This is a genomic window from Nocardioides thalensis (genome assembly GCF_013410655.1).
In the GTDB taxonomy this organism is placed as follows: domain Bacteria; phylum Actinomycetota; class Actinomycetes; order Propionibacteriales; family Nocardioidaceae; genus Nocardioides; species Nocardioides thalensis.
This window is the reverse complement of record NZ_JACCFP010000001.1, coordinates 3964704-3986746: the sequence shown is the minus strand read 5'-3', so window position 1 is coordinate 3986746 and position 22043 is coordinate 3964704. Positions and strand designations below refer to the sequence as shown.

General features: G+C 72.2%; 21 protein-coding genes. 8 read left to right on the top strand and 13 right to left on the bottom strand.

From position 1 onward, the window contains the following. Nucleotides 1-1296: a cation:proton antiporter gene (locus HNR19_RS19425; protein ID WP_179669443.1), complete on the bottom strand. Its 1296-nt coding sequence runs from the start codon at nucleotides 1294-1296 to the stop codon at nucleotides 1-3. A gap of 118 nt (nucleotides 1297-1414) precedes the next feature. Here HNR19_RS19425 and HNR19_RS19420 point away from each other — a divergent pair, with 118 nt between their 5' ends. Further along, on the top strand, nucleotides 1415-2890 hold the full coding sequence (locus HNR19_RS19420) for an NAD(P)-binding protein (protein ID WP_218910321.1): 1476 nt from the start codon (nucleotides 1415-1417) through the stop codon (nucleotides 2888-2890). Nucleotides 2891-3015: 125 nt separating this feature from the next. On the opposite strand, the gene HNR19_RS19415 is transcribed toward HNR19_RS19420, so the two are convergent. From HNR19_RS19415 to HNR19_RS19405, 3 genes are all read right to left on the bottom strand, one after another. After that, nucleotides 3016-3480, bottom strand: coding sequence for a calcium-binding protein (locus HNR19_RS19415; RefSeq protein WP_179669441.1), 465 nt, complete (start codon nucleotides 3478-3480; stop codon nucleotides 3016-3018). 158 nt (nucleotides 3481-3638) lie between these two features. Then, on the bottom strand, nucleotides 3639-5984 hold the full coding sequence (locus HNR19_RS19410) for an ATP-binding cassette domain-containing protein (protein ID WP_179669440.1): 2346 nt from the start codon (nucleotides 5982-5984) through the stop codon (nucleotides 3639-3641). A gap of 81 nt (nucleotides 5985-6065) precedes the next feature. Continuing rightward, nucleotides 6066-6395 carry a hypothetical protein gene (locus HNR19_RS19405; protein ID WP_179669439.1) on the bottom strand — a complete coding sequence of 110 codons (330 nt, stop codon included), beginning with the start codon at nucleotides 6393-6395 and terminating at the stop codon, nucleotides 6066-6068. Between the two features lie 169 nt (nucleotides 6396-6564). Here HNR19_RS19405 and HNR19_RS19400 point away from each other — a divergent pair, with 169 nt between their 5' ends. Together HNR19_RS19400 and HNR19_RS19395 are read left to right on the top strand one after the other, a co-directional pair. After that, the gene (locus tag HNR19_RS19400) at nucleotides 6565-7440 is read left to right on the top strand and encodes an AAA family ATPase (RefSeq protein WP_179669438.1); all 876 of its coding nucleotides are present in this window, start codon (nucleotides 6565-6567) and stop codon (nucleotides 7438-7440) included. Between the two features lie 2 nt (nucleotides 7441-7442). Continuing rightward, the gene (locus tag HNR19_RS19395; protein ID WP_179669437.1) at nucleotides 7443-8855 is read left to right on the top strand and encodes a VWA domain-containing protein; all 1413 of its coding nucleotides are present in this window, start codon (nucleotides 7443-7445) and stop codon (nucleotides 8853-8855) included. A 31-nt stretch (nucleotides 8856-8886) separates the two neighbouring features. Here the strand turns inward: HNR19_RS19395 and HNR19_RS19390 are convergent, their stop codons facing one another. Further along, entirely contained in the window at nucleotides 8887-9357 is a 471-nt protein-coding gene (locus HNR19_RS19390) for a carboxymuconolactone decarboxylase family protein (protein WP_246303551.1), read from the bottom strand. Nucleotides 9358-9521: 164 nt separating this feature from the next. Between HNR19_RS19390 and HNR19_RS19385 the strand changes: the two genes are divergently transcribed. Next, nucleotides 9522-10412 (top strand): sigma-70 family RNA polymerase sigma factor, encoded by an 891-nt coding sequence (locus tag HNR19_RS19385; protein ID WP_179669436.1) that lies wholly within the window; start codon nucleotides 9522-9524, stop codon nucleotides 10410-10412. Between the two features lie 24 nt (nucleotides 10413-10436). Here the strand turns inward: HNR19_RS19385 and HNR19_RS19380 are convergent, their stop codons facing one another. From HNR19_RS19380 to HNR19_RS19365, 4 genes are read right to left on the bottom strand one after another with little or no spacing between them, the layout of a single operon-like run. Further along, entirely contained in the window at nucleotides 10437-11768 is a 1332-nt protein-coding gene (locus HNR19_RS19380; protein ID WP_179669435.1) for a hypothetical protein, read from the bottom strand. Continuing rightward, nucleotides 11765-12688 (bottom strand): hypothetical protein, encoded by a 924-nt coding sequence (locus tag HNR19_RS19375; protein WP_179669434.1) that lies wholly within the window; start codon nucleotides 12686-12688, stop codon nucleotides 11765-11767. The genes HNR19_RS19380 and HNR19_RS19375 overlap by 4 nt, the downstream gene beginning before the upstream one ends. A 40-nt stretch (nucleotides 12689-12728) precedes the next feature. Continuing rightward, nucleotides 12729-13094 carry a hypothetical protein gene (locus HNR19_RS19370; protein ID WP_179669433.1) on the bottom strand — a complete coding sequence of 122 codons (366 nt, stop codon included), beginning with the start codon at nucleotides 13092-13094 and terminating at the stop codon, nucleotides 12729-12731. Nucleotides 13095-13144: 50 nt separating this feature from the next. After that, nucleotides 13145-14353, bottom strand: a complete 1209-nt coding sequence (locus HNR19_RS19365) for a pyridoxal phosphate-dependent aminotransferase (RefSeq protein WP_179669432.1) — start codon at nucleotides 14351-14353, stop codon at nucleotides 13145-13147. Nucleotides 14354-14472: 119 nt separating this feature from the next. Here HNR19_RS19365 and HNR19_RS19360 point away from each other — a divergent pair, with 119 nt between their 5' ends. Then, nucleotides 14473-14886 carry a YciI family protein gene (locus HNR19_RS19360; RefSeq protein WP_218910320.1) on the top strand — a complete coding sequence of 138 codons (414 nt, stop codon included), beginning with the start codon at nucleotides 14473-14475 and terminating at the stop codon, nucleotides 14884-14886. Continuing rightward, complete coding sequence (locus HNR19_RS19355) at nucleotides 14883-16034, top strand: RNA polymerase sigma factor (RefSeq protein WP_343047280.1); 1152 nt, start codon at nucleotides 14883-14885, stop codon at nucleotides 16032-16034. The genes HNR19_RS19360 and HNR19_RS19355 overlap by 4 nt, the downstream gene beginning before the upstream one ends. A gap of 9 nt (nucleotides 16035-16043) precedes the next feature. Here the strand turns inward: HNR19_RS19355 and HNR19_RS19350 are convergent, their stop codons facing one another. After that, nucleotides 16044-17537, bottom strand: a complete 1494-nt coding sequence (locus HNR19_RS19350) for an FAD-binding protein (protein ID WP_179669430.1) — start codon at nucleotides 17535-17537, stop codon at nucleotides 16044-16046. Between the two features lie 102 nt (nucleotides 17538-17639). Between HNR19_RS19350 and HNR19_RS19345 the strand changes: the two genes are divergently transcribed. Beyond that, nucleotides 17640-19148, top strand: coding sequence for a potassium/proton antiporter (locus HNR19_RS19345; RefSeq protein WP_179669429.1), 1509 nt, complete (start codon nucleotides 17640-17642; stop codon nucleotides 19146-19148). 2 nt (nucleotides 19149-19150) lie between these two features. Here HNR19_RS19345 and HNR19_RS22990 read toward each other — a convergent pair whose 3' ends face one another. After that, nucleotides 19151-19675, bottom strand: a complete 525-nt coding sequence (locus tag HNR19_RS22990) for a LytR C-terminal domain-containing protein (protein WP_179669428.1) — start codon at nucleotides 19673-19675, stop codon at nucleotides 19151-19153. Nucleotides 19676-19681: 6 nt separating this feature from the next. Further along, nucleotides 19682-19978 (bottom strand): type II toxin-antitoxin system VapB family antitoxin, encoded by a 297-nt coding sequence (locus HNR19_RS19335; RefSeq protein WP_179669427.1) that lies wholly within the window; start codon nucleotides 19976-19978, stop codon nucleotides 19682-19684. A gap of 70 nt (nucleotides 19979-20048) precedes the next feature. On the opposite strand from HNR19_RS19335, the gene HNR19_RS19330 reads away from it, so the two are divergent. After that, entirely contained in the window at nucleotides 20049-21647 is a 1599-nt protein-coding gene (locus HNR19_RS19330) for a helicase HerA-like domain-containing protein (protein ID WP_179669426.1), read from the top strand. A gap of 4 nt (nucleotides 21648-21651) precedes the next feature. Here the strand turns inward: HNR19_RS19330 and HNR19_RS19325 are convergent, their stop codons facing one another. After that, nucleotides 21652-21864: a hypothetical protein gene (locus HNR19_RS19325; protein WP_179665966.1), complete on the bottom strand. Its 213-nt coding sequence runs from the start codon at nucleotides 21862-21864 to the stop codon at nucleotides 21652-21654. Between the last annotated feature and the right edge of the window lie 179 nt (nucleotides 21865-22043).

The window sequence follows — 22043 nt, the reverse complement described above, 5'->3', positions numbered from 1 at the left end:
TCAGCCGTCCTGCGCGCTGCCCGTACGGCGGTCGGGGTCGACATGCCGCATCACCGGCGTCGCGAGGATCCCGTGCAGGAACACCGACGCCACGATGGTGAACGTCACCGTCGCCCACAGCCAGTCGGAGACCTCGACCTTGCCGGCGGCGTACGCCAGGTAGTAGAGCGAGCCGACGCCGCGGACCCCGAAGAACGCGGCGGCCCATCGCTGGCCGGTCGTGAGCCGGGCGTGGTCGGGGTCCGGCGAGCCCAGGCCGGCCAGGGACACGAACCCGGCCAGCGGCCGGATCACCAGCAGCAGCGCGAGCCCGATCGCGACCCCGCGCCAGTCCAGCTCGGCGAGCAGCCCGCGGGTGAGCGCGATCCCGAGAGCGAGCAGCACGAAGAGCGTCAGCAGCCGCTCGAGCCGCTCGGCCACCTCGTGCATCGCGGCGTGGTAGTCGTGAGAGCGCTCGGCGTCGCGGAACGTCATCGCGCAGACAAAGACGGCGAGGAACCCGTAGCCCTGGGCCACCTCGGCGACGCCGTACGCCGTGACTAACGCGGCCAGCGCCATCAGCGACTCCCCGCGCTCGGCCACCCGGAGCGCCCGGCTCTGTGAGCGGAACGCGATGTGCGCGAGCAGCTGCCCGACCGCGATCCCGGTCGCGACCCCGATGAGCACCTTCGCGACGAGGTGGAAGCCCAGCCACTCCAGGGCCCAGTCGCCGACCGTCGCCTCGGTGGCCATGAGGATCGCCAGGGCGACGAAGGGGAACGCAAGCCCGTCGTTGAGGCCCGCCTCGGAGGTGAGCGTGAACCGCAGCTCGTCGCTCTCGTCGACCTCGTGGTCGCCGGTCTGCGGCCCCGCCACCTGCACGTCGGAGGCCAGCACCGGGTCGGTGGGCGCCAGCACGGCCCCGAGCAGCACCGCGGCCGCGGGCGCGAGACCCGCCCACCACCCGAGCAGCGCGATCCCGGCGATGCACAGCGGCATCGCGACCAGCAGCAGCCGCCAGGTCGCCGTCCACGTCCACCAGGTGCTCGGCCTCCGGATCCACAGGGGCCGGTCGAGCGCCAGGCCGACGCCCATCAGCGCGACGATCACGCACAGCTCGGTCGTGTGCTCGATCAGTGCCCGGTTCTCGTGCACGTCCACGGGCAGGCCGTCGGTGATCGGCAGCGCGCCGATCAGCATCCCGACCGCGACCAGCACCATCGGTGCCGAGATCGCCCACCGGCGCAGCAGGTCCGGCAGCAGGACGGCGAGGAGGAGGCTGGCGCCGGCGATCAGGTAGGCCAGGTCAGCGGTCATGCCGGGCCGGTACCCGCCACCCGATTCGGGCAGAAGGGGCGACAAAGAGGCAATCGCGGGTGCATGGTGGAGGGACCGTCTCGGGATCACACCGCTCATGGGGTCGGAGGTCACCGTGATGGACGAGCCGGAGACGACGTACGACGTCTGCATCCTGGGGGCCGGGATCTCCGGCCTGAACGCCGCCTTCGTGGCGAGCGAGTACCTCCCGCGCACCGGCCGGATCCTGCTGCTCGACCGGCATGACGGCCCGGGCGGCATGTGGAACGACGCCTATCCGTACGTGCGGCTCCACCAGCCGCACCCGGTGTTCACCGCAGGCAACATCCCGTGGACCCTCGGGCGGGAGCCGAGCTACCTCCCGACCCGGGACGAGGTGCTGACGCACCTGCGGCACTGCTACGACGTGATCGCGTCACGGATCGACGTCGACGCGCGCTGGGGGTGGGACTTCCTCTCCCACGAGGAGGACGCGAGCGGGGTGACGGTCGTGGCGCGCGGCCCCGACGGCACGTCGCACCGCTTCCGCGCCGACCGGTTCATCCACGCGGTCGGCTTCGACGTCGAGGTCATCGATCCGCTGCCCCTGACCAGCCGACAGGTCCGCTCCGTCGCGCCCCAGCACCTCGAAGTAGAGGGGCCGCTCGGCGTCGGAGACGACGCGCCCGTGTGGATCATCGGCAGCGGCAAGACCGCGATCGACACCGCGCACACGATCATCACGCGGCAGCCCGGCCGGGAGGTCGGCCTGGTGACGGGCTCGGGGACTTACTTCTTCAACCGCGACCTGGTGTACGTCGAGGGCGCGCGCCGTTGGTTCGGCGGCACCCGGCCCAACCTGATGTTCACCCGGATCGCCAATCGCTTCGACGGCACCAACGTGGACGAGGTCGTCGGCGTCTGCCGCGACGAGTACGGCGTGACGCCGCTGGACTCGGCGGCGCACAACGCGTTCGGCATCCTGTCCGCCGCCGAGGCCGACACGGTGCGTGCCGGACTGAGCCACGTCGTCGGCGACCACCTCGTCGACGTCGTGGACCGCGACGCCCGGCCGGAGATGGTGCTGCGCAGCGGTGAGCGGCGCCCGGTGCCGGCGGGGAGCTGGGTGGTCAACTGCACCGGCTACCTCAACCCGCGCGACGTCGACCACGAGCCCTACACCTCGGCCTCCGGGCGCGTCCTGTCGATCAACTCCTCGTCGATGACGCTCGGGTTCAGCAGCGTCGCCGGCTACTACATGACCCATCTGATGTTCCTCGGCAAGCTGGCCGATGCCCCGCTCTACGCCCTCGACTTCCACGCGTCCCGCACCCGCACGCCCTCGGCGGCGCCGCCGATCGTCTCGGCGCTCATCCTCCACAACCTGAGCCTCGTGATCGAGCGGGTGCCGACCAAGGTGCTCCAGGACTGCGGTCTCGACTTCGACCGCTGGTACCCGGCCCCGCGGCGGCTCGCCGGCCAGCTGCGGTTCCTGGCGACTCACAAGCGCGACCGCGCGCGCTACCGCGCCGCCCTCGACGCCTACAGCGCCCGCACCGGCGTGCGCTGCGGGCCGCTCGCGCCCGTCCGGACGGCCCGGACGACGGCGCCTTAGAGCGCACACCGCGGGTTCCGCATCCACCTGGACGCGAGACAGCCCCTGGTCCGCGGGCGGACCAGGGGCTGTTCGTTGTCGCTGCGAGAGGTTCTCGGGGTGCCCCTCAGGCGACGTTGGGCGACTCAGACCTGGACGAAGTTCTCGCAGCCGTAGAACACGTCGTTGTAGTCCCAGTCGTAGTACTCGACCGTGTCGTAGCCGGCACCGCAGTAGATGTAGTCGGTGTAGCCGTCGTTCCAGAGGTAGACGCGGTCGTGGCCCTTGGCGAGGTTGACGGTGTCGTAGCCGGAGCCCGGCTCGACGTAGTCGTAGCCGGCACCGCCGTGGGCGTAGTCGTCGCCGTAGCCGGCGTAGATCTGGTCGCGGTGGCCCATGCCGTGGAGGTCGTCGTGGCCGTCGTTGCCCCAGATCTCGTCGTTGCCGTTGTAACCCTTGATCAGGTCGTTGTAGTTGGTGCCGTTGAGGAAGTCGGCGTAGTCGGTGCCGTGGAGCGTCGCGGCCTGGGCGCCGGTGCCGGTGGCGGCGACGAGCGCGATGGCCGCAGCGGTGGTGCCGAAGCCGGTGAGGGCGATCTTCTTGATGTTCATGGTCGTTCTCCTTGTGTCGGGTGTCCCGCCGGCTTGCTGCCGGCTGTATGCCAGGTGTGATGGCGGCTGGACCCGATTGGTTCTGGAGAACTGCGGATTTCTTTTTTCCCGGTGGTTGAGGTGCGAGGCCGGCCGCGGCCGAGCCTCGAAACCGCTGGCTACTTCCCGACGTACTCGGCGAGGTGCTCGCCGGTCAGCGTGGACCGCTGCGCGACCAGGTCGGCGGGGGTGCCCTCGAAGACGACCTTGCCGCCGTCGTGACCGGCGCCCGGCCCGAGGTCGATGATCCAGTCGGCGTGGGCCATGACGGCCTGGTGGTGCTCGATCACGATGACCGACTTGCCGGCGTCGACCAGCCGGTCGAGGAGCCGGAGCAGGTTGTCGACGTCGGCGAGGTGCAGGCCGGTGGTGGGCTCGTCGAGGATGAAGACGCCGCCCTGGTCCTTCATGTTCATGGCGAGCTTGACGCGCTGCCGCTCGCCGCCGGACAGGGTGTTGAGGGGCTGACCGAGCCGGAGGTAGCCGAGGCCGACGTCGTCGAGCCGCTCCAGGATCGAGGAGGCCGCCGGGGTCTTCGCCTCCCCGTCGGCGAAGAACGCGCGGGCCTCCGCGACCGGCAGGTCGAGCACCTCGGCGATGTTGAGCCCGCCGAGCCGGAGCTCGAGCACCGCTGCCTGGAAGCGCTTGCCGCCGCAGTCCTCGCACGGTGTGGAGACGGTGTCCATGAAGCCGAGCTCGGTGACGATCACGCCCGCGCCCTTGCAGGTCGGGCAGGCGCCCTCGGAGTTGGCGCTGAAGAGCGCCGGCTTGACCCCGTTGGCCTTGGCGAAGGCCTTGCGGATCGGCTCGAGCAGGCCGGTGTAGGTCGCCGGGTTGCTCCGTCGGGAGCCCTTGATCGCGCTCTGGTCGACCGTCACGACGCCGTCGCGACCCGCGACGGAGCCGTGGATGAGCGAGCTCTTGCCGGAGCCGGCGACACCGGTGACGACGGTGAGCACGCCGAGCGGGATGTCGACGTCGACGTCCTGCAGGTTGTGGGTGTCGGCGCCGCGCACCTCGATCGTCCCGGTGCGCTCGCGCACCTGGTCCTTCAGCTGCGCCCGATAGCTCAGGTGCTCGCCGGTGAGGGTGCCGCTCTTGCGCAGCCCCTCGACGGTGCCCTCGAAGACGACCTCGCCGCCGCCGGACCCGGCGCCCGGTCCCATGTCGACGACGTGGTCGGCGATCGCGATCGTCTCGGGCTTGTGCTCGACGACCAGCACCGTGTTGCCCTTGTCGCGCAGCTCCAGCAGCAGCTTGTTCATGCGCTCGATGTCGTGGGGATGCAGGCCGATGGTCGGCTCGTCGAAGACGTAGGTGACGTCGGTGAGCGCGGAGCCGAGGTGGCGCACCATCTTGGTGCGCTGCGCCTCACCGCCGGACAGCGTGCCCGACGGACGGTCGAGGGAGAGGTAGCCGAGGCCGATCTCGACGAACGAGTCGAGCAGGTGCAGCAGGGTGGCGACGAGCGGCGCCACGCCGGGCTCGTCGATGCCGCGCAGCCACTCGGCCAGGTCGGTGACCTGCATGGCCGATACCTGGCCGATGTCGAGGCCGCGAACCTTGGAGGAGCGGGCCGAGTCGTTGAGCCGGGTGCCGTCGCAGGTGCCGCAGGTCGTGAAGACGGCTGCCCGGTCGACGAACGCCTTGATGTGCGGCTGGAGCGAGTCGGGGTCCTTGCTGAACATCGACTTGCGGATCTTGGGGATCAGGCCCTCGTAGGTGATGTTGATCTTCTCGACCTTCACCTTGCGGGGCTCGGCGTAGAGGAGGTCCTCGCGCTGGGCCTTGGTGAGCTTGGAGATCGGCTTGTCGGACGGCACGACCTCCTTGTAGGGCGCCACCATCCAGCCGTCGGCGGTGTAGCCCGGCACCAGGATCGCGCCCTCCTCCAGCGACTTCGACTCGTCGATGATCGCGGCGAGGTCGAGGTCGGAGACGGTGCCGCGTCCCTCGCACGTCGGGCACATGCCGCCGAGGTAGACCTGCTGCTTGATCACGTTCTTCTTGCCGGACTCGGTGACCGAGGCGCCACCGACGGTCGTGGTGGGGATGTTGAACGAGAACGCCGTGGGGCCGCCGATGTAGGGCTCGCCGATCCGGCTGAACAGAGACCGCAGCATCGCGTTGGCGTCGGTGACGGTGCCGAGCGTCGAGCGCGGGTTGGCGCCCATCCGCTCCTGGTCGACGAGGATGGCGGTCGTCAGGCCCTCGAGCACGTCCACGTCGGGGCGCGGCAGGTTGGGCATGAACCCCTGGACGAACGTCGAGTAGGTCTCGTCGATCAGCCGCCGCGACTCCGCGGCGATCGTCGCGAACACCAGCGAGCTCTTGCCGGAGCCGGACACGCCGGTGAAGACCGACAGCCGGCGCTTCGGCAGCTCGACGCTGACGTCCTTGAGGTTGTTCTCCCGCGCGCCCTGCACACGGATCAGGTCATGGCTGTCGGCCGATGTCGTGTTCATCGGCACCCGACTCTAGTGCCGCCCGCCGACGGCGTCAGCCGGGTTGTCGAGTCGCCCGGCGGCGACGTACGGGCGCCTCCGTCAGCCGGCGGCGACGGGCTTGCGGCCCAGGCACACGGCGACGAGCTCGCCGGGCTTCCTGCCCTCGAAGACCTTCCAGCCGTAGTCGAACGAGACCAGCTGGGTGACCCCGCCGGGGCTGGTCACGATGGCCTTGCTCGGGATGACCTCCGGGCCGAAGCCGGTGGTGGAGCAGTTGTTGCGCTCGAGCATCTTGTCGAGGCCGGACGCCAGGCCCAGCTGCTGGGTCGGCGCCGCCTCCGGCGGTGCGCCGATGACGCTGATGGCGGCCAGGCACACGAGGATCGTGAGGCCGGCGGCGGTCAGCGCCGTACGAACGGTCAGGACCATTGACTCCACCCGAGAAGGAGAGATTGCGGTAGCCATCTCTCACCCCCTGGATCCATGGCCGACCAGTTGTTGCGTCTGCCCGTGACAACGAGCGCACCCCGGCGGGGTCACGACGTTCCCGATGTGACCCACGCCCCTGTCAGATGCCATCACCCGGCAGGATGGGGCCATGACCTGGTTCGCGTCCCCGGCCGATGCGGCCTCCCGCCTGTCGTCCGTCGGCTACCTGACCGACGCCGCGACGGCCACGACGTCGTTCCTCGCGGGCGCGCTGGAGAAGCCGCTGCTGCTCGAGGGGCCGGCCGGCGTGGGCAAGACCGAGCTGGCCAAGGCGGTCTCGCGAGCGACGGGGGCGGAGCTGGTGCGCCTCCAGTGCTACGAGGGGCTCGACGAGGCGCGCGCGCTCTACGAGTGGAACTACAAGAAGCAGCTGCTCCGCATCCAGGCGGCGAACGCCGGCAACGGCGCCTTCGACTGGGACGAGGCGCACGACGACATCTTCAGCGAGGAGTTCCTGCTCACCCGCCCGCTGCTGACGGCGATCCGCCGGGAGGAGCCCACCGTGCTCCTCATCGACGAGGTCGACAAGACCGACATCGAGGTCGAGGGCCTGCTGCTCGAGGTGCTCTCCGACTTCCAGGTCACGATCCCCGAGCTCGGCACGGTCGCGGCCGCGCGCCGCCCGTACGTCGTGCTGACGTCCAACGCGAGCCGTGAGCTGTCCGAGGCGGTGAAGCGCCGCTGTCTCTACCTCCACCTCGACTATCCCGATGCCGCGCGCGAGCGCGAGATCCTCGCCACGCAGGTGCCCGACATCGACGACCGGATCGCCGAGCAGCTGGTCGCCACGGTCGGCAGGCTCCGGGACCTCGAGCTGAAGAAGGCCCCGTCGATCGCCGAGTCGGTCGACTGGGCCCGCACCCTGATCGCGCTGGAGATCAAGGACCTCGACGAGAAGGCGGTCGCCGACACCCTCGGCGTGGTGCTCAAGCACGCCTCCGACCACGAGAAGGCGATCCGCGAGCTCCGGCTCGGGAAGAAGTAGGGATGTCCTCCGGCCTGCTCGACCGGCACCTCGCGTTCGTCGAGGCGCTGCGCGGCGCCGGCCTGTCGGTGTCGCTCGCCGAGGACCTCGACGCCGTGGCGGCCCTCGGCGTGGTCGGGTGGGGCGACCGGGAGCAGGTCCGCGACGTCTTCGCGGCGACCCTGGTGAAGAAGCAGTCGCAGCGCACGACGTTCGACACCCTCTTCGACGTGTACTTCCCGCGCCTGGTCGGCGACGGCGTCGGTCGCCTCGACGGCGACGCGGCGGTGGAGGCCGACGACCAGGACGGACCGGCGGTCCGCGACAACGCCGAGGCGCTGGCGGCGTTCCGCGACGAGCTCGCCGACGCGCTCGCGACCGGTGACGAGCAGGTCCTGCAACAGCTCGCCGCGCAGATGGTCGCGCAGTTCGGCGCCATGCCCGGCCGGGGCCCGGGCATGTCGTCCTGGTCGGCGTACACCGCACTGCAGCGGGTGGCGCCCCAGGAGCTGGTCGACCGGATCGTCGCCGGCCTGATGACCGACGGCGCCGACGAGTCCGCGGCGGCCGACGCGCGGCGTACGGCGGACCGCCGGGTGGGGTCGTTCACGTCCATGGTCGAGGGCGATGCCCGGCGCCGGATCGCCGAGGAGAAGGGGCCCGACCACATCGCCGACGTGGCCGTGCGGCCGAGCATCGACCGGCTCGCCTTCATGGCTGCCCGCCGCACCGACCTCGAGGAGATGCGCCGCGAGATCTACCCGCTCGCGCGGCGGCTGGCGACCCGGCTCACCAAGGAGCACCACAAGCGCACCGCGCGGACGGCGCCGCTGGACTTCCGTCGCACCGTCCGCGCCTCCGTCGCGACGGGTGGCGTGCCGCTCACGACGTACCACCGGCCGAAGCGACCGCACCGCACCGACCTCGTGGTGCTGTGCGACGTCAGCGGGTCGGTCGCCAACTTCGCGCAGTTCACGCTGCTGTTCGTGTTCGCGCTGCGCGAGGTGTTCCAGAGCATGCGTGCGTTCACGTTCATCGACCACGTGCACGAGGTGACCGAGCACTTCCGCCCCGGCGCCGACCCGGCGGACGTGCTGGCCGACCTCGCCGCGGCGACCAGCCACGCCGCGCTCTGGGGCCGCACCAACTACGGTCGCGCGTTCGGCAAGTTCGAGGAGACCTACGGCGACGCGCTCGGGCCGAAGACGACGCTGCTGATCCTCGGCGACGCGCGCTCCAACTACAGCGACCTCAACGAGGACGTGCTGGGCCGGCTCGCCGGCTCGGTCCGCCGCTCGTTCTGGCTCAACCCCGAGCACGAGCGCAACTGGGGCACCGGCGACTCGGCCGCGCCCACCTACCGCGACGTGGTGCAGATGATCGAGTGCCGCAACCTGACCCAGCTCGACGAGTTCGTGCACGGGCTGGTGCTCTGAACCGAGCCGGGCCAGGTGCGGCCGCGACCTGCTACTGCTTCCAGCTGGGCCGGTCGGCCTGCTCGCGCACGGTCACGTTGATGCGGTTGAACATGTTCATCACCGCGATGTGCAGGATCAGCGCGGCGACCTGCCGCTCGTCGTAGTGCTTGGTGACCTCGCGCCAGAGCTCGTCCGGCACGGCGTCCTCGGCGTCGGCCATCCGCGTCAGCGCGTCGGTGAGCGCCAGCGCGGCGCGCTCCGGGTCGGTGAAGTACGGCGACTCGCGCCACGCGGAGACGCCGACCAGCCGCTCGACCGTCTCGCCGGCGGCCTGGGCGCCCTCGAGGTGCTGCTGGACGCAGGCGGCGCAGCCGTTGACCTGGCTGGCGCGGATGCCCACGAGCTCGAGCGTCTTCACGTCGAGGCCGCCCTCGTTGATCGCCGCCAGGAGGCTGCCGATCCCCTTGAACGCCTGCGGGAGGATCTGGGCGGGGTTGGCCATGCGGGGCTGGTTGTTCATCTCGACTCCTTGGTCGTCGTGTCGGTTGGCATGTGCTTGCGTCCTCCCTGACCCGCCCGGTGGCGCCGATGTGACCGCCCGGACGAGAATTTCCGGCGACGGTCACATCGACCGGCGCCCGCGGGTCAGGGAGGTCGACCACGCGTGCGAGGAGAGGAAGACCTGTGAGCGACACCGACCGGCTGGCCGAGCAGTTCGAGCAGCACCGCGCCCACCTGACCCAGGTGGCCTACCGCGTGCTGGGCTCGGTGAGCGAGGCCGAGGACGCAGTCCAGGAGGCCTGGCTGCGGCTGAGCCGCAGCGACGCCGACGAGATCGACAACCTCGGCGGCTGGCTGACCACGGTGGTCTCGCGGATCTCGCTCAACGTCCTGCGCGCCCGGGCGACCCGGCGGGAGAGCTCGCTCGAGGACCGGCTCGCCCGGCTGCCCGACCCGCTGGTGGTGCGCGACGACCCGACGGACCCCGAGCACGCTGCGCTCCTAGCCGACTCGGTGGGGATCGCGCTGCTCGTGGTGCTCGACCAGCTCGCCCCGGCCGAGCGGCTGGCGTTCGTGCTGCACGACATGTTCGGCGTGCCGTTCGACGAGATCGCGCCGATCGTCGACCGGTCGCTCGACGCCACCCGTCAGCTCGCCAGCCGTGCCCGGCGGCGCGTGCGGGGCGCGGGCCCGGCGCCCGAGACCGACCCGGCTCTCCAGCGCAAGGTCGTCGACGCGTTCTTCGCCGCGGCCGACGACGGGGACTTCGAGCGCCTCGTCGGCGTGCTCGACCCCGACGTCGTCCTGCTCTCCGACCTCGGCCCGGCGCGCGGCGGGGTGGTCGAGTACCGCGGAGCCGAGACCGTCGCGGGCAACGCGATCATGTTCGCGAGCCCCGACCGGCTCACCCACCCGGCGGTCGTCAACGGTCAGGCCGGCGTCGTCATCACCATGGACGGCGACCTGTTCAGCGTCATGGCGTTCACGGTCGCCGGCGACCGGGTCGTGGAGATCGAGGTGTTCGCCGATCCCGACGTGTTGGCGCGGGTGAGCGCCTCGATCGGCCTCTCCTGACGCCGACCACCGGCCGAGCGACGGTCAGGCGAGGTAGCCGAGCTCCCGCAGTGCGTCGATCTCGGCCACCAGGTCGGGGTGGGCCGACGCGTCGGCGGCGCGGGCACCCCCGACGTACGCCGGCGAGGTGTCGGAGCCGACCGTCGCCGAGTCGTAGACCACGGTCGTGCGGTTGGCCGCGCTGGCGTTGACGAGCGAGCCGAGCAGCGCCACCGGGTCGGACCGGTCCTCGAGCGCCAGCACCCGCACCGAGTCGGGGAGCCGCACCATCTGGGTGGCGGGTGCGTCGGCAGCGACCACCCGGTCGACGACGAACCCCGGCAGGTCGGCGCGGGCCGCGATGGTCACCGCCGCGACGCCACCGGTGCCGCAGCCGACGAGCAGCACGTGGACCGGGTCGTCGGGGTTGCCGATCTCGGCCGCGATGGTGCGCACCGCGTCGTCGACGTACGGCGCCACGTCGCCTGCCACGAGCCGGGCACCACCCGAGGGCGCGCCCGAGAGGTAGACGATGTGGCGCGCGCCGGTGGCGGGCACGATCCGGACCGGGTCGCGGGTGCCGGCGAGCCGGACGAAAAGCTCCTCGAGGCCGCGCGGCAGGGCCGCCGCGCCCGACGCGGGCGCGGCCGACGTCAGCACGGCCTCCGGGGCGTCGAGGCCGACCGCGGTGTCGCGAAGAGCGGCGCCGAAGCCGGTGTCGAGGCGCTCGACGCCCGCGGCGCGGAGGCCGCCCTCGCGGGTGAGGCCGCCGCCGTCGCCCGCCAGCACTCCTGCGGTCAGCAGCGAACGCATCTGGAGGCTGTCGACCAGGCCGCCGCCGGTGGTGATGTGCTCCATCAGGTCGGGGTTGGCCTCGGCGAGCTCGCTCAGGTAGGCGGCGATCCCCTCACGGTCGAGCGCGTCGGTCTCGATCAGCCCGGCCGACACGATCGCGCCGCCGAGGGCGACCTCCGGGGCGAGGTAGCCGATCGCCTTGCCCGCGATCGAGCCGAGCGTGAGGTAGGCGGCGGCCCGCAGGTCGTCGATCCACTGGTAGGTGAGCACGGTCGCGCGCAGCACCAGCGCGTCGGCGTCGAGCTCGATCGAGCGGCTGAGCAGGCCGTTGCGGCCGGTGGTCGCCGCGCGGAGCTCCTCCTCCGCCTCGGCGTACGTCGCCGGCGAGAGCGCGGCGGACGCACCGACGTCGGGGTCGGCGAGCACGTCGGCGCCGGCCTTGGCCCACGTGCGCATCTGCTCGCCCGCGTCGTCGAACAGGTCGGCGAGGCGCAGCATCTGGTCGTAGCGCTCGGCGCGGAGCGCCTGCTGGGCGTCGGGGCGGACCTGGTCCGCAGGCGTCGTCGGCCGGGGCCTGCTCATCGCGAGGCCTCCGTCAGCGCCGGGGCGAGAGTGGCGGCGAGGTCGCGTGGCTCCACCCGCCGGATCTCCACGCGCTGCTCCCCGGCCGCGCGGTGCGGTCGGAGGGCGTGCCAGCCGTCGGCCAGCAGGGTCCACGCGACGACGCCGACCGCCTGCATCAACCCGACCTCCGCGACGATCGCGCGCAGCCGGCCCTGTGCCTCGCCGGACAGCGCCGTGAGGAGCTGGGCCGCCTCGGCCTGTGCGAGCGGGCCGTCGGGGCCGCGGACCGCGCCCTCGTGTCGCGCCGCGAGCACCTGCACCAGGTCGCCGCGACCGTTGGCGATCGCCTCGCTGGCGGCGTCGACGAGCTCGAACGGCAGGTCCACGAGCGGGGGTACGGCGGACTCGCCGAGCGCGACCTCCTCGGAGACGGCGGCGACCCGTGCGAGCTCCTCGGGCCAGGCGGCGACCGGGAACCACGCAAGCTCGAACACGATGCCGTCGACGGTCGAGAGCGACGCCACCGCGCCCGCCGCTGCGCGGTGCCAGGTCTTCGCCTGGACGCCGCCGCACGCGACGTCGACGTCGAGGGCGAGCTCCGGCGTCGCCAGCAGGCCCACGGCGCCGGCGACGGCCGGGTCGAGCCGGTCGTCGACGACCAGCCCGCGACGGGCGAGCGACTGCTCGGGGTCGGGGAGCGCGGCCACCGCGGACCGGTAGGCCTGGTCGGCCGTCGTGGCCCGGGACCGGCCGAGCCGGTCCTCGAGGCCGTCGGTGTCGGCGGGCGGAGCGAGCTCGAAGGGGAGCGGGGCGCCGCCGGCGGCCGCCGCGGCGTGCTGGAGCTCGGGGAGGGTCAGGCCGACCCGGCGCGGTGCGGCGTCGAGCGGTGTCGTCGCGACCGCCTCGGTGGGGGTGGGGGTGAGATCGATGGTCGGCACGCGTCTCCTCGGGGATGGACGGGTGAGACAGGTCAGTCGGTCAGGGCAGCTCGAACGTCAGCCAGTCCTTGTGGCCCGGTGGTGGTGGTTCGGCATCGGTGACCAGCTCGCCGCTCGCCCGGAGGTCGTGGAAGCGCTCCTCGGCCTCGGCGATCCGGTCCTGGAGCTCCGCGACCTCCTGGGCGTGGCGGACGAGGAGGTCGGCCGCCGTCACGTGGCTCGCGGCGGCGGCGCGGAGGTGGGCGGCCCGCTCGGTGACCCGGGTGTGCAGGTCGCGCGCCGCGCGGCCGGTCCAGCCGAGGGCCTCGGTCGTCGCGACCAGCTGGTCGGCGAGGGCCCGGACGTCCGCGCCCTGGTCTCGCACCTGGCCTGCGCGCTTCCGGATGACGCTGCTGTCGCCGTACACGTGGGTCCTCCCGATAGATCCGTGCAGCGTGTTCCCCGATGACGGGACGCTCAAACCACCTTTTCCAGGCGGCTCAGTCCTTGCTCGATCTCGGCGGCCGTCCCGGCGAAGCTGAAGCGCAGGTAGCGGTGCCCGTCGACGGTGTCGAAGTCGATGCCGCTGGCGATCGCGACGCCGGTGGTGGCGAGGAGCTCGCGGGCGAACGCCATCGAGTCGTCGGTGAGGTGGCCGACGTCGGCGTACGCGTAGAACGCGCCGTCCGCCGGTGCCAGCCCGGTGATGCCGAGCGAGGCGAGCCCGTCGAGCAGCAGCGCGCGGTTGCCGGCGTAGCGGCGCACGTGCCCGTCGAGCTCGTCGTACGACGCCGCGTCGAACGCTGCGAGCGCGGCGCGCTGGGCGAGCACCGGAGGGCAGATGCTGAAGTTGCCGGTCAGCACGTCGACCGACCGCACCAGCCGCTGCGGCGCGAGCATCCAGCCCAGCCGCCAGCCGGTCATCGAGAAGTACTTGGAGAAGGAGCCGAAGACGACCGCCTCGCGGCTGGTCTCCCACGCGCACCGCGCCAGCTTGGTGGTCGAGGAGGTCGCCAGGCGTCCGTCACGAGACCCGTACTCGATGCCGTGGTAGATCTCGTCGGAGATCAGCTGCACGCCCTGCTCCTCGCACCACTGGGCGATCGCGGCCAGCTCCTCGGGCAGCAGCATCGTGCCGGTCGGGTTGGCGGGGCTGGCGACCACCAGCCCGCGCAGGCCACCGGGCCCGGCCGCAGCGTGCGCCTCGGCGAGCTGCGCGACGGTCGGCTGGAACCGGGTGTCCGGACCGGTCGGGACCTCGACCACCTCGCAGCCGAGCGCGGCGAGCACGTTGCGGTAGCAGGGATAGCCGGGCCGCGCGATGGCCACCTTGTCGCCCACCTCGAACGCCGCCAGGAACGCCAGCAGGAACCCGCCGCTCGAGCCGGTCGTCACCACCACGTCCTCGGCCGAGACGTCGACTCCGTGCGCCCTGCGGTGGTGGTCGGCGATGGCCGCGCGCAGCTCCACGATGCCGGTCGCGGGGGTGTAGCCCAGCGGGTCGCCGGACTGCAGCAGTCGCACCGCCTCCGCCGTGACCGGCGCCGGCGCGCCGGTGCTGGGCTGGCCCGCGAGCAGGTTCACCACGTCGCCGTGGGTCCGCTGGCGCTCCGCCGACAGCGCGAGCAGGTCCATGACGTGGAACGGCGGCACGTTGGCCCGCTGGGCTGCGGCGAGGCGGTTCATGGGGGACAGTCTCCAAGAAGTGCGAAAAACGTCGACCAAGGATGTCGAAGTCGGCGGGACGGCTCCGTCCCAGGGGTGAAGGCGGCAAGATGGCCGTCTCGGAACCGAGGAGAAGCATCATGACGAAGTACCTCCTGCTGAAGCACTACCGCGGCGACCACGACATCGCGTACGGCGACCTGGCCCCGATGAACGAGTGGACGCCCGAGGAGGTCGACGCCCACATCGCGTTCATGGGGAAGGTCGTCGACGACCTCAAGGCCCGTGGCGAGTTCGTCGACGAGCAGGCGCTCGCCCCCGAGGGCACGTTCGTGCGGTACGACGGCGAGGGCCGCCCGCCGGTCACCGACGGCCCGTTCGCGGAGACCAAGGACCTGATCGCCGGCTGGATGATCATCGACGTCGAGTCCGAGCAGCGGGCCCACGAGGCGGCGGCCTTTCTCTCCTCGGCCCCCGGCCCCGGCGGGAAGCCGATCCACGAGTGGATCGAGGTGCGCCCGTTCCTCGGGCAGCTGCCCACCGTCACGGAGTGACGGTGCCGACCGACCTGGAGCCGCTCCTGCGGGACCTCTCCCCGCAGGTGCTCGGCATCCTCGTCCGCCGCGGAGCCGACTTCGCGGCGGCCGAGGATGCCGTCCAGGAGGCCCTCGTCGAGGCCTGGCGGCACTGGGGCGACGACCCGCCGCGGGAGCCGCGGAGCTGGCTGGTCAAGGTCGCCGGCCGCAAGCTGATCGACGAGCAGCGCTCCGCGAGCGCCCGCGCGCGGCGTGAGGAGCGGGTGCACCGCGAGCCCGAGCAGGGGCCGACCGAGCAGGCCGACGACACGCTGCTGCTGCTCAGCCGCTGCTGCCACCCGGCGCTCAGCCCGGCGTCGGCGATCGCGCTCACCCTGCGTGCCGTGGGCGGCCTGACCACCGCGCAGATCGCCGAGGCCTTCATGGTGCCGGAGGCGACGATGGGGCAGCGCATCTCGCGCGCCAAGCGCACGTTGTCGGGGGAGCGGTTCGAGCGACCGGGCGACGTGACGGCGGTGCTGCGCGTGCTCTACCTGATCTTCAACGAGGGCTTCACCGGGGAGGTCGACCTCGCCGAGGAGGCCATCCGCCTCACCCGGCAGCTCTCCGCGGCGACGGACGACCCGGAGGTCGAGGGGCTGCTGGCGCTGATGCTGCTGCACCACGCGCGGCGCCGGGCGCGCCGTACCTCCTCCGGCGACGTGGTGCCCCTGGCCGAGCAGGACCGCAGCCTGTGGGACACCGCGATGATCGCCGAGGGCGTGCGCATCCTCCAGGCCGCGCTGGCGAAGGACCAGCTGGGGGAGTACCAGGCCCAGGCCGCGATCGCCGCGCTGCACGACGACGCCGCGACGGCCGCGGAGACCGACTGGCCGCAGGTCCTCGAGTGGTACGACGAGCTGCTCCGGCTCGCGCCGAGCCCCCTCGTCGCGCTCAACCGGGCCGTCGCCGTCGGCGAGGTCGACGGGCCGTTGGCGGGGCTGCGGGTGGTCGAGGGACTCGACCCCGCACTGCCGCGGCGCGACGCCGTCGCGGCCTGGCTGCACGAGCGCGCCGGCAACCTCGCCGAGGCGCGGCGGCTGTACGGCGTCGCGGCCGACCGGGCGACGAACGCCGCGGAGCTCGCCCACCTCACCCGGCAGGCCGCGCGCCTCCGGCACGCGTAGGACGGTCGGTCAGCCGGCGACGGCGGCACTCGCCACCCGGGCGGCGTGCCGGCCGGCGCGGCGACCGAAGAACGAGCCCTCGCCGAGCTGGGTGCCGGAGCAGTAGCCGGCCCCGTCCTGCGCGATGTTGGACGCGCACGCCCCGGCGGCGTACAGGCCCTTGATCGCCGAGCCGTCCTCGCGCAGCACCTCGCCGTCCACGCTCGTGCGCATCCCGCCGATGGTGAAGCCGGCGTAGAGGGCCACGCCGAGCGAGAGGTCGAGGACCGCCCAGGGGCCCTGGTCCTGCGGCGCCAGCCAGTCGGGATGCTTGTGGAAGTCGGGGTCCTCGCCCTTCGCCGCGTGCTCGTTGTAGCGGGCGACGGTCTGCACGAGCGAGCCGGCGGGCATCCCGAGCCCCGCCTCCATCTCCTCGATCGTCTCGAAGCCGTCCTTGAGGGGGACCAGCGGCATGTGGTCCTCGCCGAGGTGCTCGCTGTCGACGATCAGGTAGGCGACGGAGTCCGGCTGCTTCAGCACGTGGTAGGACGTGCGCGCGTGGTAGCTGTCCTCGGCGACGAAGCGCTGGCCGAGCTTGTTGACGATCAGGCCCTTGACGCGCGACGACGGCGGATAGAACGGCGCGGTGATGAACGGCTCCTCCATGTGCTCGAGCGCCGCGCCGACCGACTCGCCGAGCCGGATGCCCAGCCCGTCGTCGTACGTCGACCCGAGCGTGAAGAGCTTGGAGCCGAGCGCGGGGGTGTAGCGCTCGACCATGTCGGGGTTCATGACGAAGCCGCCGGCAGCGATCACCACGGCCGACGCCAGGACCACGCCGTGTCGGTCGAACGAGCGCCACCCGACGCCGGCCACGTCACCGGCCTCGTCGACGACGAGGTTCGCCGCCCCGGTCTCGAACCGGACCTCGACCCCGGCCTCCTCGACGCGCTTGCGGAGCAGGTCCATCACGAGGCGGGTGCCCTCGGTGTCGCCGGGCACCGGCACCTTGTGGCCGCGCGGAGCGGGCGCGATCCGGTCGCGGAACGGCCAGACCTTCTCGTTGCCGGTGAACATCAGGCCCTCGGTGCCGGGCTGGATGACGGCCTTGCCGGGGAAGTAGGAGCGCTCGAACTCGAAGCCCAGGCTCTCCAGCCATTCGAAGTGCTGAGGCGAGCCCTCGCAGTAGGCGCGGATCTTCTGCTCGTCGGGGTCCTTGGAGGTCGCCACCAGGTAGCGCGCCATCTCCTCGGCCGAGTCGTCGTGCCCGGTGGCCCGCTGCACGGCGGTGCCGCCCCCCAGGTAGAAGTGGCCGCCCGACATCGACGACGTACCGCCGTGGACCGCCGCCCGCTCCAGCAGCAGCACCCGGCCGTTGTCGCCGAGCGCGCGCGCCGCCTCGAGCGCTGCGCAGCCGCCGGCGATGCCGAAGCCGACCACGACGACGTCGTAGGACTCCGCGGCGGAGCGGACGGCGGCGACCGGGATCGGGTCGGGCAGCGCGAGGCCGGAGGGCGTGCTCATGGGGTCGATACTAGAACACGTTCTAGGTCGGACTGTCGATAGACTAGGAACCCGGTCGCCGTCAGCGCCGGGACGCCGCGCCCCGACGAACGCCGAGGTGACATGAGTTTCGACGTCCACCAGCTCGACACGTTCGTGCTGGTCGGCGCCGCAGTCACCTTCCTCGCGGTCCTCGCGGTGCGCGTCTCCTCCCGCGCCGGGCTGCCGAGCCTCCTGCTCTACCTGCTGATGGGCGTGCTCCTCGGCGAGGCGTTCATCGGCATCCCGTTCGAGAACGCCGAGGCCGCGCACGCGATCGGGTTCGGGGCGCTGGCGATCATCCTGGCCGAGGGTGGTCTCACGACCAGCTGGCGCTCGCTGCGGCCGTCGATGAACATGGGGCTCGCGCTCGCGACGCTCGGCGTCGCGCTGTCGGTCGCGGTCGTGGCGGTCGGCGCCCACTTCGTGCTCGGCCTGTCGTGGGAGCTCGCGGTCCTGCTCGGGGCCGTCACCTCGCCGACCGACGCGGCCGCGGTCTTCTCGGTGCTGCGCGTCGTGCCGTTGCCCAAGCGGCTCACCGGCGCGCTCGAGGCGGAGTCCGGCCTCAACGACGCCCCGACCGTCGTCCTGGTCACCCTCATCTCGACGGGAGCCGCCGACGAGCACGGACCGCTGGCCCTCGGCGGGATCATCGTCTTCGAGCTCGCCGCCGGTGTCCTCGTCGGGCTCGCCGCCGGGTTCGGCGGCGCCTGGATCATGCGCCGGGTGGCCCTGCCCGCCTCGGGTCTCTACCCGATCGCGGTGCTCTGCCTCGCGTTCATCGCGTACGGCGGGGCCGCGGCCCTGCATGCGAGCGGCTTCGCGGCCGTCTACGTCGCGGCGCTCGTGCTGGGCAACACCGAGCTGCCCCACCGCGGCGCCACCCGGTCGTTCGCCGAGGGGCTGGCGTGGCTGGCGCAGATCGGGCTGTTCGTCATGCTCGGCCTGCTGCTGTCGCCGAGCCGCATCGACGTGGAGACGGTCGCCATGGCGATCGGCGCCGGCATGATCCTCACGCTGGTGGCGCGCCCGGTGTCGGTGCTGGCGAGCTCGGTGGTCCAGCGGATGACCCTGCCCGAGCTCGCGTTCCTGTCGTGGGCCGGCCTGCGCGGCGCCGTACCGATCGTGCTCGCGACGATCCCGCTCGCCGAGGGCGTCCCCCAGGCCGACCTGCTCTTCGACATCGTGTTCGTGCTGGTCATCATCGACACGCTGCTCACCGGGCCGACGCTGCCGTGGGTGGCCAAGGTGCTGCGGGTGACGCGGCGCTCGGAGCCGCGCGGCATCGAGCTCGAGGCCGCTCCGCTCGAGCGGGTCGCGGCCGACCTGCTCCAGGTGAGCATCAGCCCGCGGTCGCGCCTCCACGGCGTCGAGGTCGGCGAGCTGCGCCTGCCGGAGGGCGCCCTGGTGTCGATGATCGTGCGTGACGGCCAGCCGTTGGTGCCGGAGCGCCGTACCGCCCTGCGGCACGGCGACGACGTGCTGGTGGTGACGCCGCGCAAGCTGCGCGAGGCCACCGAGGAGCGCCTGCGCCAGGTCAGCGCGGGCGGCCGGCTGGCGCAGTGGCTCAAGGAGGAGCCGGGCGAGGAGTAGTCCTACTCCGACGTGTCTGGGTCCTGCTCAGGAGGGCTGCAGACGTAGGTGTCCTCGCCGGCCGTCTCGGCGCGCGAGCCCTTGCTGACGCCGGGGAACTTCTCGCCGACCACCACCGTGACGCCGGGAGCGGGTGAGCCCTGGTCGACGACCTTCACGCCGTCGCCGAGGTAGGACGCGAGCAGCCGCGCGACTGCGCCGTCGGGCTCGCCGGTCCAGATCTGCGCCGAGCCGTTGATCTTGGGGGCGTCCCCGAGCTCGCCCTCGCCGAACCCGAAGCGGACGAGCCGGTCGAGGGTCTCGCCCGCCAGACCGTCGCGCCCGCCCGCGTTGTAGACGCTGACCAGCACGTCCTCGGGAGTGATGTCCTCGCCCGTCGCGAACAGGACGTCGTAGCAGTCGGGGTCGTCGATCGCCTCGGGGAACGGCTCGGTCACCTGCGACCACGCCCACGCCACGCTGATGACGAAGACCAGGGCGAGGACGACGAGGGTCGCCGCCGACCGGGCGCTGGCTTGGATGTCCACGGCGCCTCAGCCTTCCATCCGGATGACCCGCGCGTGCAGCACGTTGCGCTGCTGGAGCGCCGCGCGCAGGGCGCGGTGGAGGCCGTCCTCGAGGTAGTACTCGCCCTGCCACAGGACGACGTGGGCGAACAGGTCGCCGAAGAACGTCGAGTCCTCGTCGAGCAGGGCGGCCAGCTGCAGCGTGTCCTTGGTGGTGACCAGGTCGTCGAGCCGCACCTGGCGCGGCGGCACCGCTGCCCACCCCTTGGCATCGAGCCCGTGGTCGGGATACGGGCGCCCGTCACCCACGCGCTTGAAGATCACGGCCCCGGAGTCTACGGCCCTCGCCCGAGACGCCCTGTCCCCGTGGGGCCCGGCTCCCTAGGATCCCGTCATGACCGAGGCGTCGACGTCCGCAGAGCCCACCCCTCCGCCCGCGCACCCGATCGAGCAGGAGATCGCCCCCGGCTACCAGTTCCAGGGCGCCGCTCTCGAGCTCGGCGGGCTGATGGCCGACGCCTCGACGCTGACCGGCACCCGCATCCGGATCCCGCTGGCGATGCTCAACCGTCACGGCCTCGTCGCCGGCGCGACCGGCACGGGCAAGACGAAGACGCTCCAGCTGATGGCGGAGCAGCTGTCCGCGGCCGGCGTACCGGTCTTCGCCGCCGACATCAAGGGCGACCTGTCCGGCCTGGCGGTGCCGGGAGAGGGTGGTGAGCAGGTCACCGCGCGAGCCGCGTCGGTCGGGCAGCAGTGGACCGCGCAGGGATTTCCTGTCGAGCTGTTCGCCATCGGCGGCGTCGGCACCGGCGTGCCGGTGCGGGTGACGATGGCGGCGTTCGGCCCGGTGCTGCTGGCGAAGGTGCTCGGCCTCAACGCGACGCAGGAGTCCTCGCTCGAGCTGGTCTTCCACTACGCCAAGCAGAAGGAGCTGCCGCTCGTCAGCCTGGCCGACCTGCGCGCGATCGTGAAGTTCCTCGCGTCGCCCGAGGGCAAGGCCGACCTGAAGGAGCTCGGCGGGCTGTCGAGCGCGACGGCCGGTGTCATCCTCCGTGAGCTGATCGGGTTCTCCGACCAGGGCGCGGACGCGTTCTTCGGCCAGCCCGAGCTCGACACCGCCGACTTCCTGCGGGTGGTCGACGGGAAGGGCGTGATCTCGCTGCTCGAGCTGCCGAACCTCCAGGACCGCCCCGCGCTCTTCTCGACCTTCCTGATGTGGCTGCTCGGCGACCTGTTCCGCGACCTGCCGGAGGAGGGCGACCTCGACCAGCCGAAGCTGGTGTTCTTCTTCGACGAGGCGCACCTGCTGTTCGACGACGCGTCCGAGGCGTTCCTCGACCAGATCGCCCAGACCGTGCGGCTGATCCGCTCCAAGGGCGTCGGCGTCTTCTTCGTGACCCAGTCGCCGACCGACGTCCCCGACGAGGTGCTGGCCCAGCTCGGGTCGCGGATCCAGCACCAGCTGCGGGCGCACACGCCCAACGACGCGAAGGCGCTCAAGGCGACTGTGTCGACCTATCCGCACAGCGCGTACGACGACCTCGGGCAGGTGCTCACCTCGCTCGGCATCGGCGAGGCGGTCGTGACCGTGATGAGCGAGAAGGGCGCACCCACGCCCGTCGCCTGGACGCGGCTGCGCGCCCCCGAGTCGCTGATGGACCCGGCGCCGGCCGCGACCGCCGACGGCATCGTCGCCGCCTCGCCGCTGGCGTCGAAGTACGCCGCGGCGCCGCCCACCGAGTCCGCCGAGGACCTGCTCGCGCAGCGTCAGGCCGACGCGGCCGAGAAGGCCGAGGCCGAGAAGTCAGCGAAGGCCGGGCCCGAGGCCGGCTCGAAGAAGGAGCCGCAGAAGAAGTCCGACCGCGGCGGGGCGATCAGGGACGCGGTCCTCGACAACGTCGACGACGTCGCGGCAGCGATCGCCCCGCACGGCAAGAAGCAGATGGCGCGGTCGATCACCAACGCCTTGAAGAAGGTCTTCCGGCGCTAGCCGGTCAGGCCGTCCAGCGGACCGCGTCGTCCACGAAGTCGGCGAGGGCGTGCACGCCACGCAGGTCGGTGCGCTCCTCCATGAGCCGGGTCAGGCTCTGGGCGTGGCGGGTGCGGAGCGCGTGGCGGCGCTCGAGGCGGCGGTCGACGCCGTCGGACTCGTGGGTGGAGTCGACGGGACGGCCGGTCTGGGTCTCAGGAGAGGTCGTCTGGTCCATGGCTCCAGCCTGCCGCCACCAGGTCGCCGGGAGATTGATGATCGGTTACAACGTGGTTGCTCGGGCCGTGATTGCGGTTACATTCGCGGCCGCGACCGATCACGGTGAGAGGCAACACCCCACAGCTTGGGCTCCTTGGCGAGATCGAGGTCACTTCCGGCCCGACTGGCGATCCGGGC

Bases quoted from the DNA above. Each gene is read 5' to 3' on its own strand.
- HNR19_RS19425 (WP_179669443.1), bottom strand. From the start codon at position 1,296: ATGACCGCTGACCTGGCCTACCTGATCGCCGGCGCCAGCCTCCTCCTC.
- HNR19_RS19420 (WP_218910321.1), top strand. From the start codon at position 1,415: ATGGACGAGCCGGAGACGACGTACGACGTCTGCATCCTGGGGGCCGGG.
- HNR19_RS19415 (WP_179669441.1), bottom strand. From the start codon at position 3,480: ATGAACATCAAGAAGATCGCCCTCACCGGCTTCGGCACCACCGCTGCG.
- HNR19_RS19410 (WP_179669440.1), bottom strand. From the start codon at position 5,984: ATGAACACGACATCGGCCGACAGCCATGACCTGATCCGTGTGCAGGGC.
- HNR19_RS19405 (WP_179669439.1), bottom strand. From the start codon at position 6,395: ATGGTCCTGACCGTTCGTACGGCGCTGACCGCCGCCGGCCTCACGATC.
- HNR19_RS19400 (WP_179669438.1), top strand. From the start codon at position 6,565: ATGACCTGGTTCGCGTCCCCGGCCGATGCGGCCTCCCGCCTGTCGTCC.
- HNR19_RS19395 (WP_179669437.1), top strand. From the start codon at position 7,443: ATGTCCTCCGGCCTGCTCGACCGGCACCTCGCGTTCGTCGAGGCGCTG.
- HNR19_RS19390 (WP_246303551.1), bottom strand. From the start codon at position 9,357: ATGAACAACCAGCCCCGCATGGCCAACCCCGCCCAGATCCTCCCGCAG.
- HNR19_RS19380 (WP_179669435.1), bottom strand. From the start codon at position 11,768: ATGAGCAGGCCCCGGCCGACGACGCCTGCGGACCAGGTCCGCCCCGAC.
- HNR19_RS19365 (WP_179669432.1), bottom strand. From the start codon at position 14,353: ATGAACCGCCTCGCCGCAGCCCAGCGGGCCAACGTGCCGCCGTTCCAC.
- HNR19_RS19360 (WP_218910320.1), top strand. From the start codon at position 14,473: ATGACGAAGTACCTCCTGCTGAAGCACTACCGCGGCGACCACGACATC.
- HNR19_RS19350 (WP_179669430.1), bottom strand. From the start codon at position 17,537: ATGAGCACGCCCTCCGGCCTCGCGCTGCCCGACCCGATCCCGGTCGCC.
- HNR19_RS19345 (WP_179669429.1), top strand. From the start codon at position 17,640: ATGAGTTTCGACGTCCACCAGCTCGACACGTTCGTGCTGGTCGGCGCC.
- HNR19_RS19330 (WP_179669426.1), top strand. From the start codon at position 20,049: ATGACCGAGGCGTCGACGTCCGCAGAGCCCACCCCTCCGCCCGCGCAC.
- HNR19_RS19325 (WP_179665966.1), bottom strand. From the start codon at position 21,864: ATGGACCAGACGACCTCTCCTGAGACCCAGACCGGCCGTCCCGTCGAC.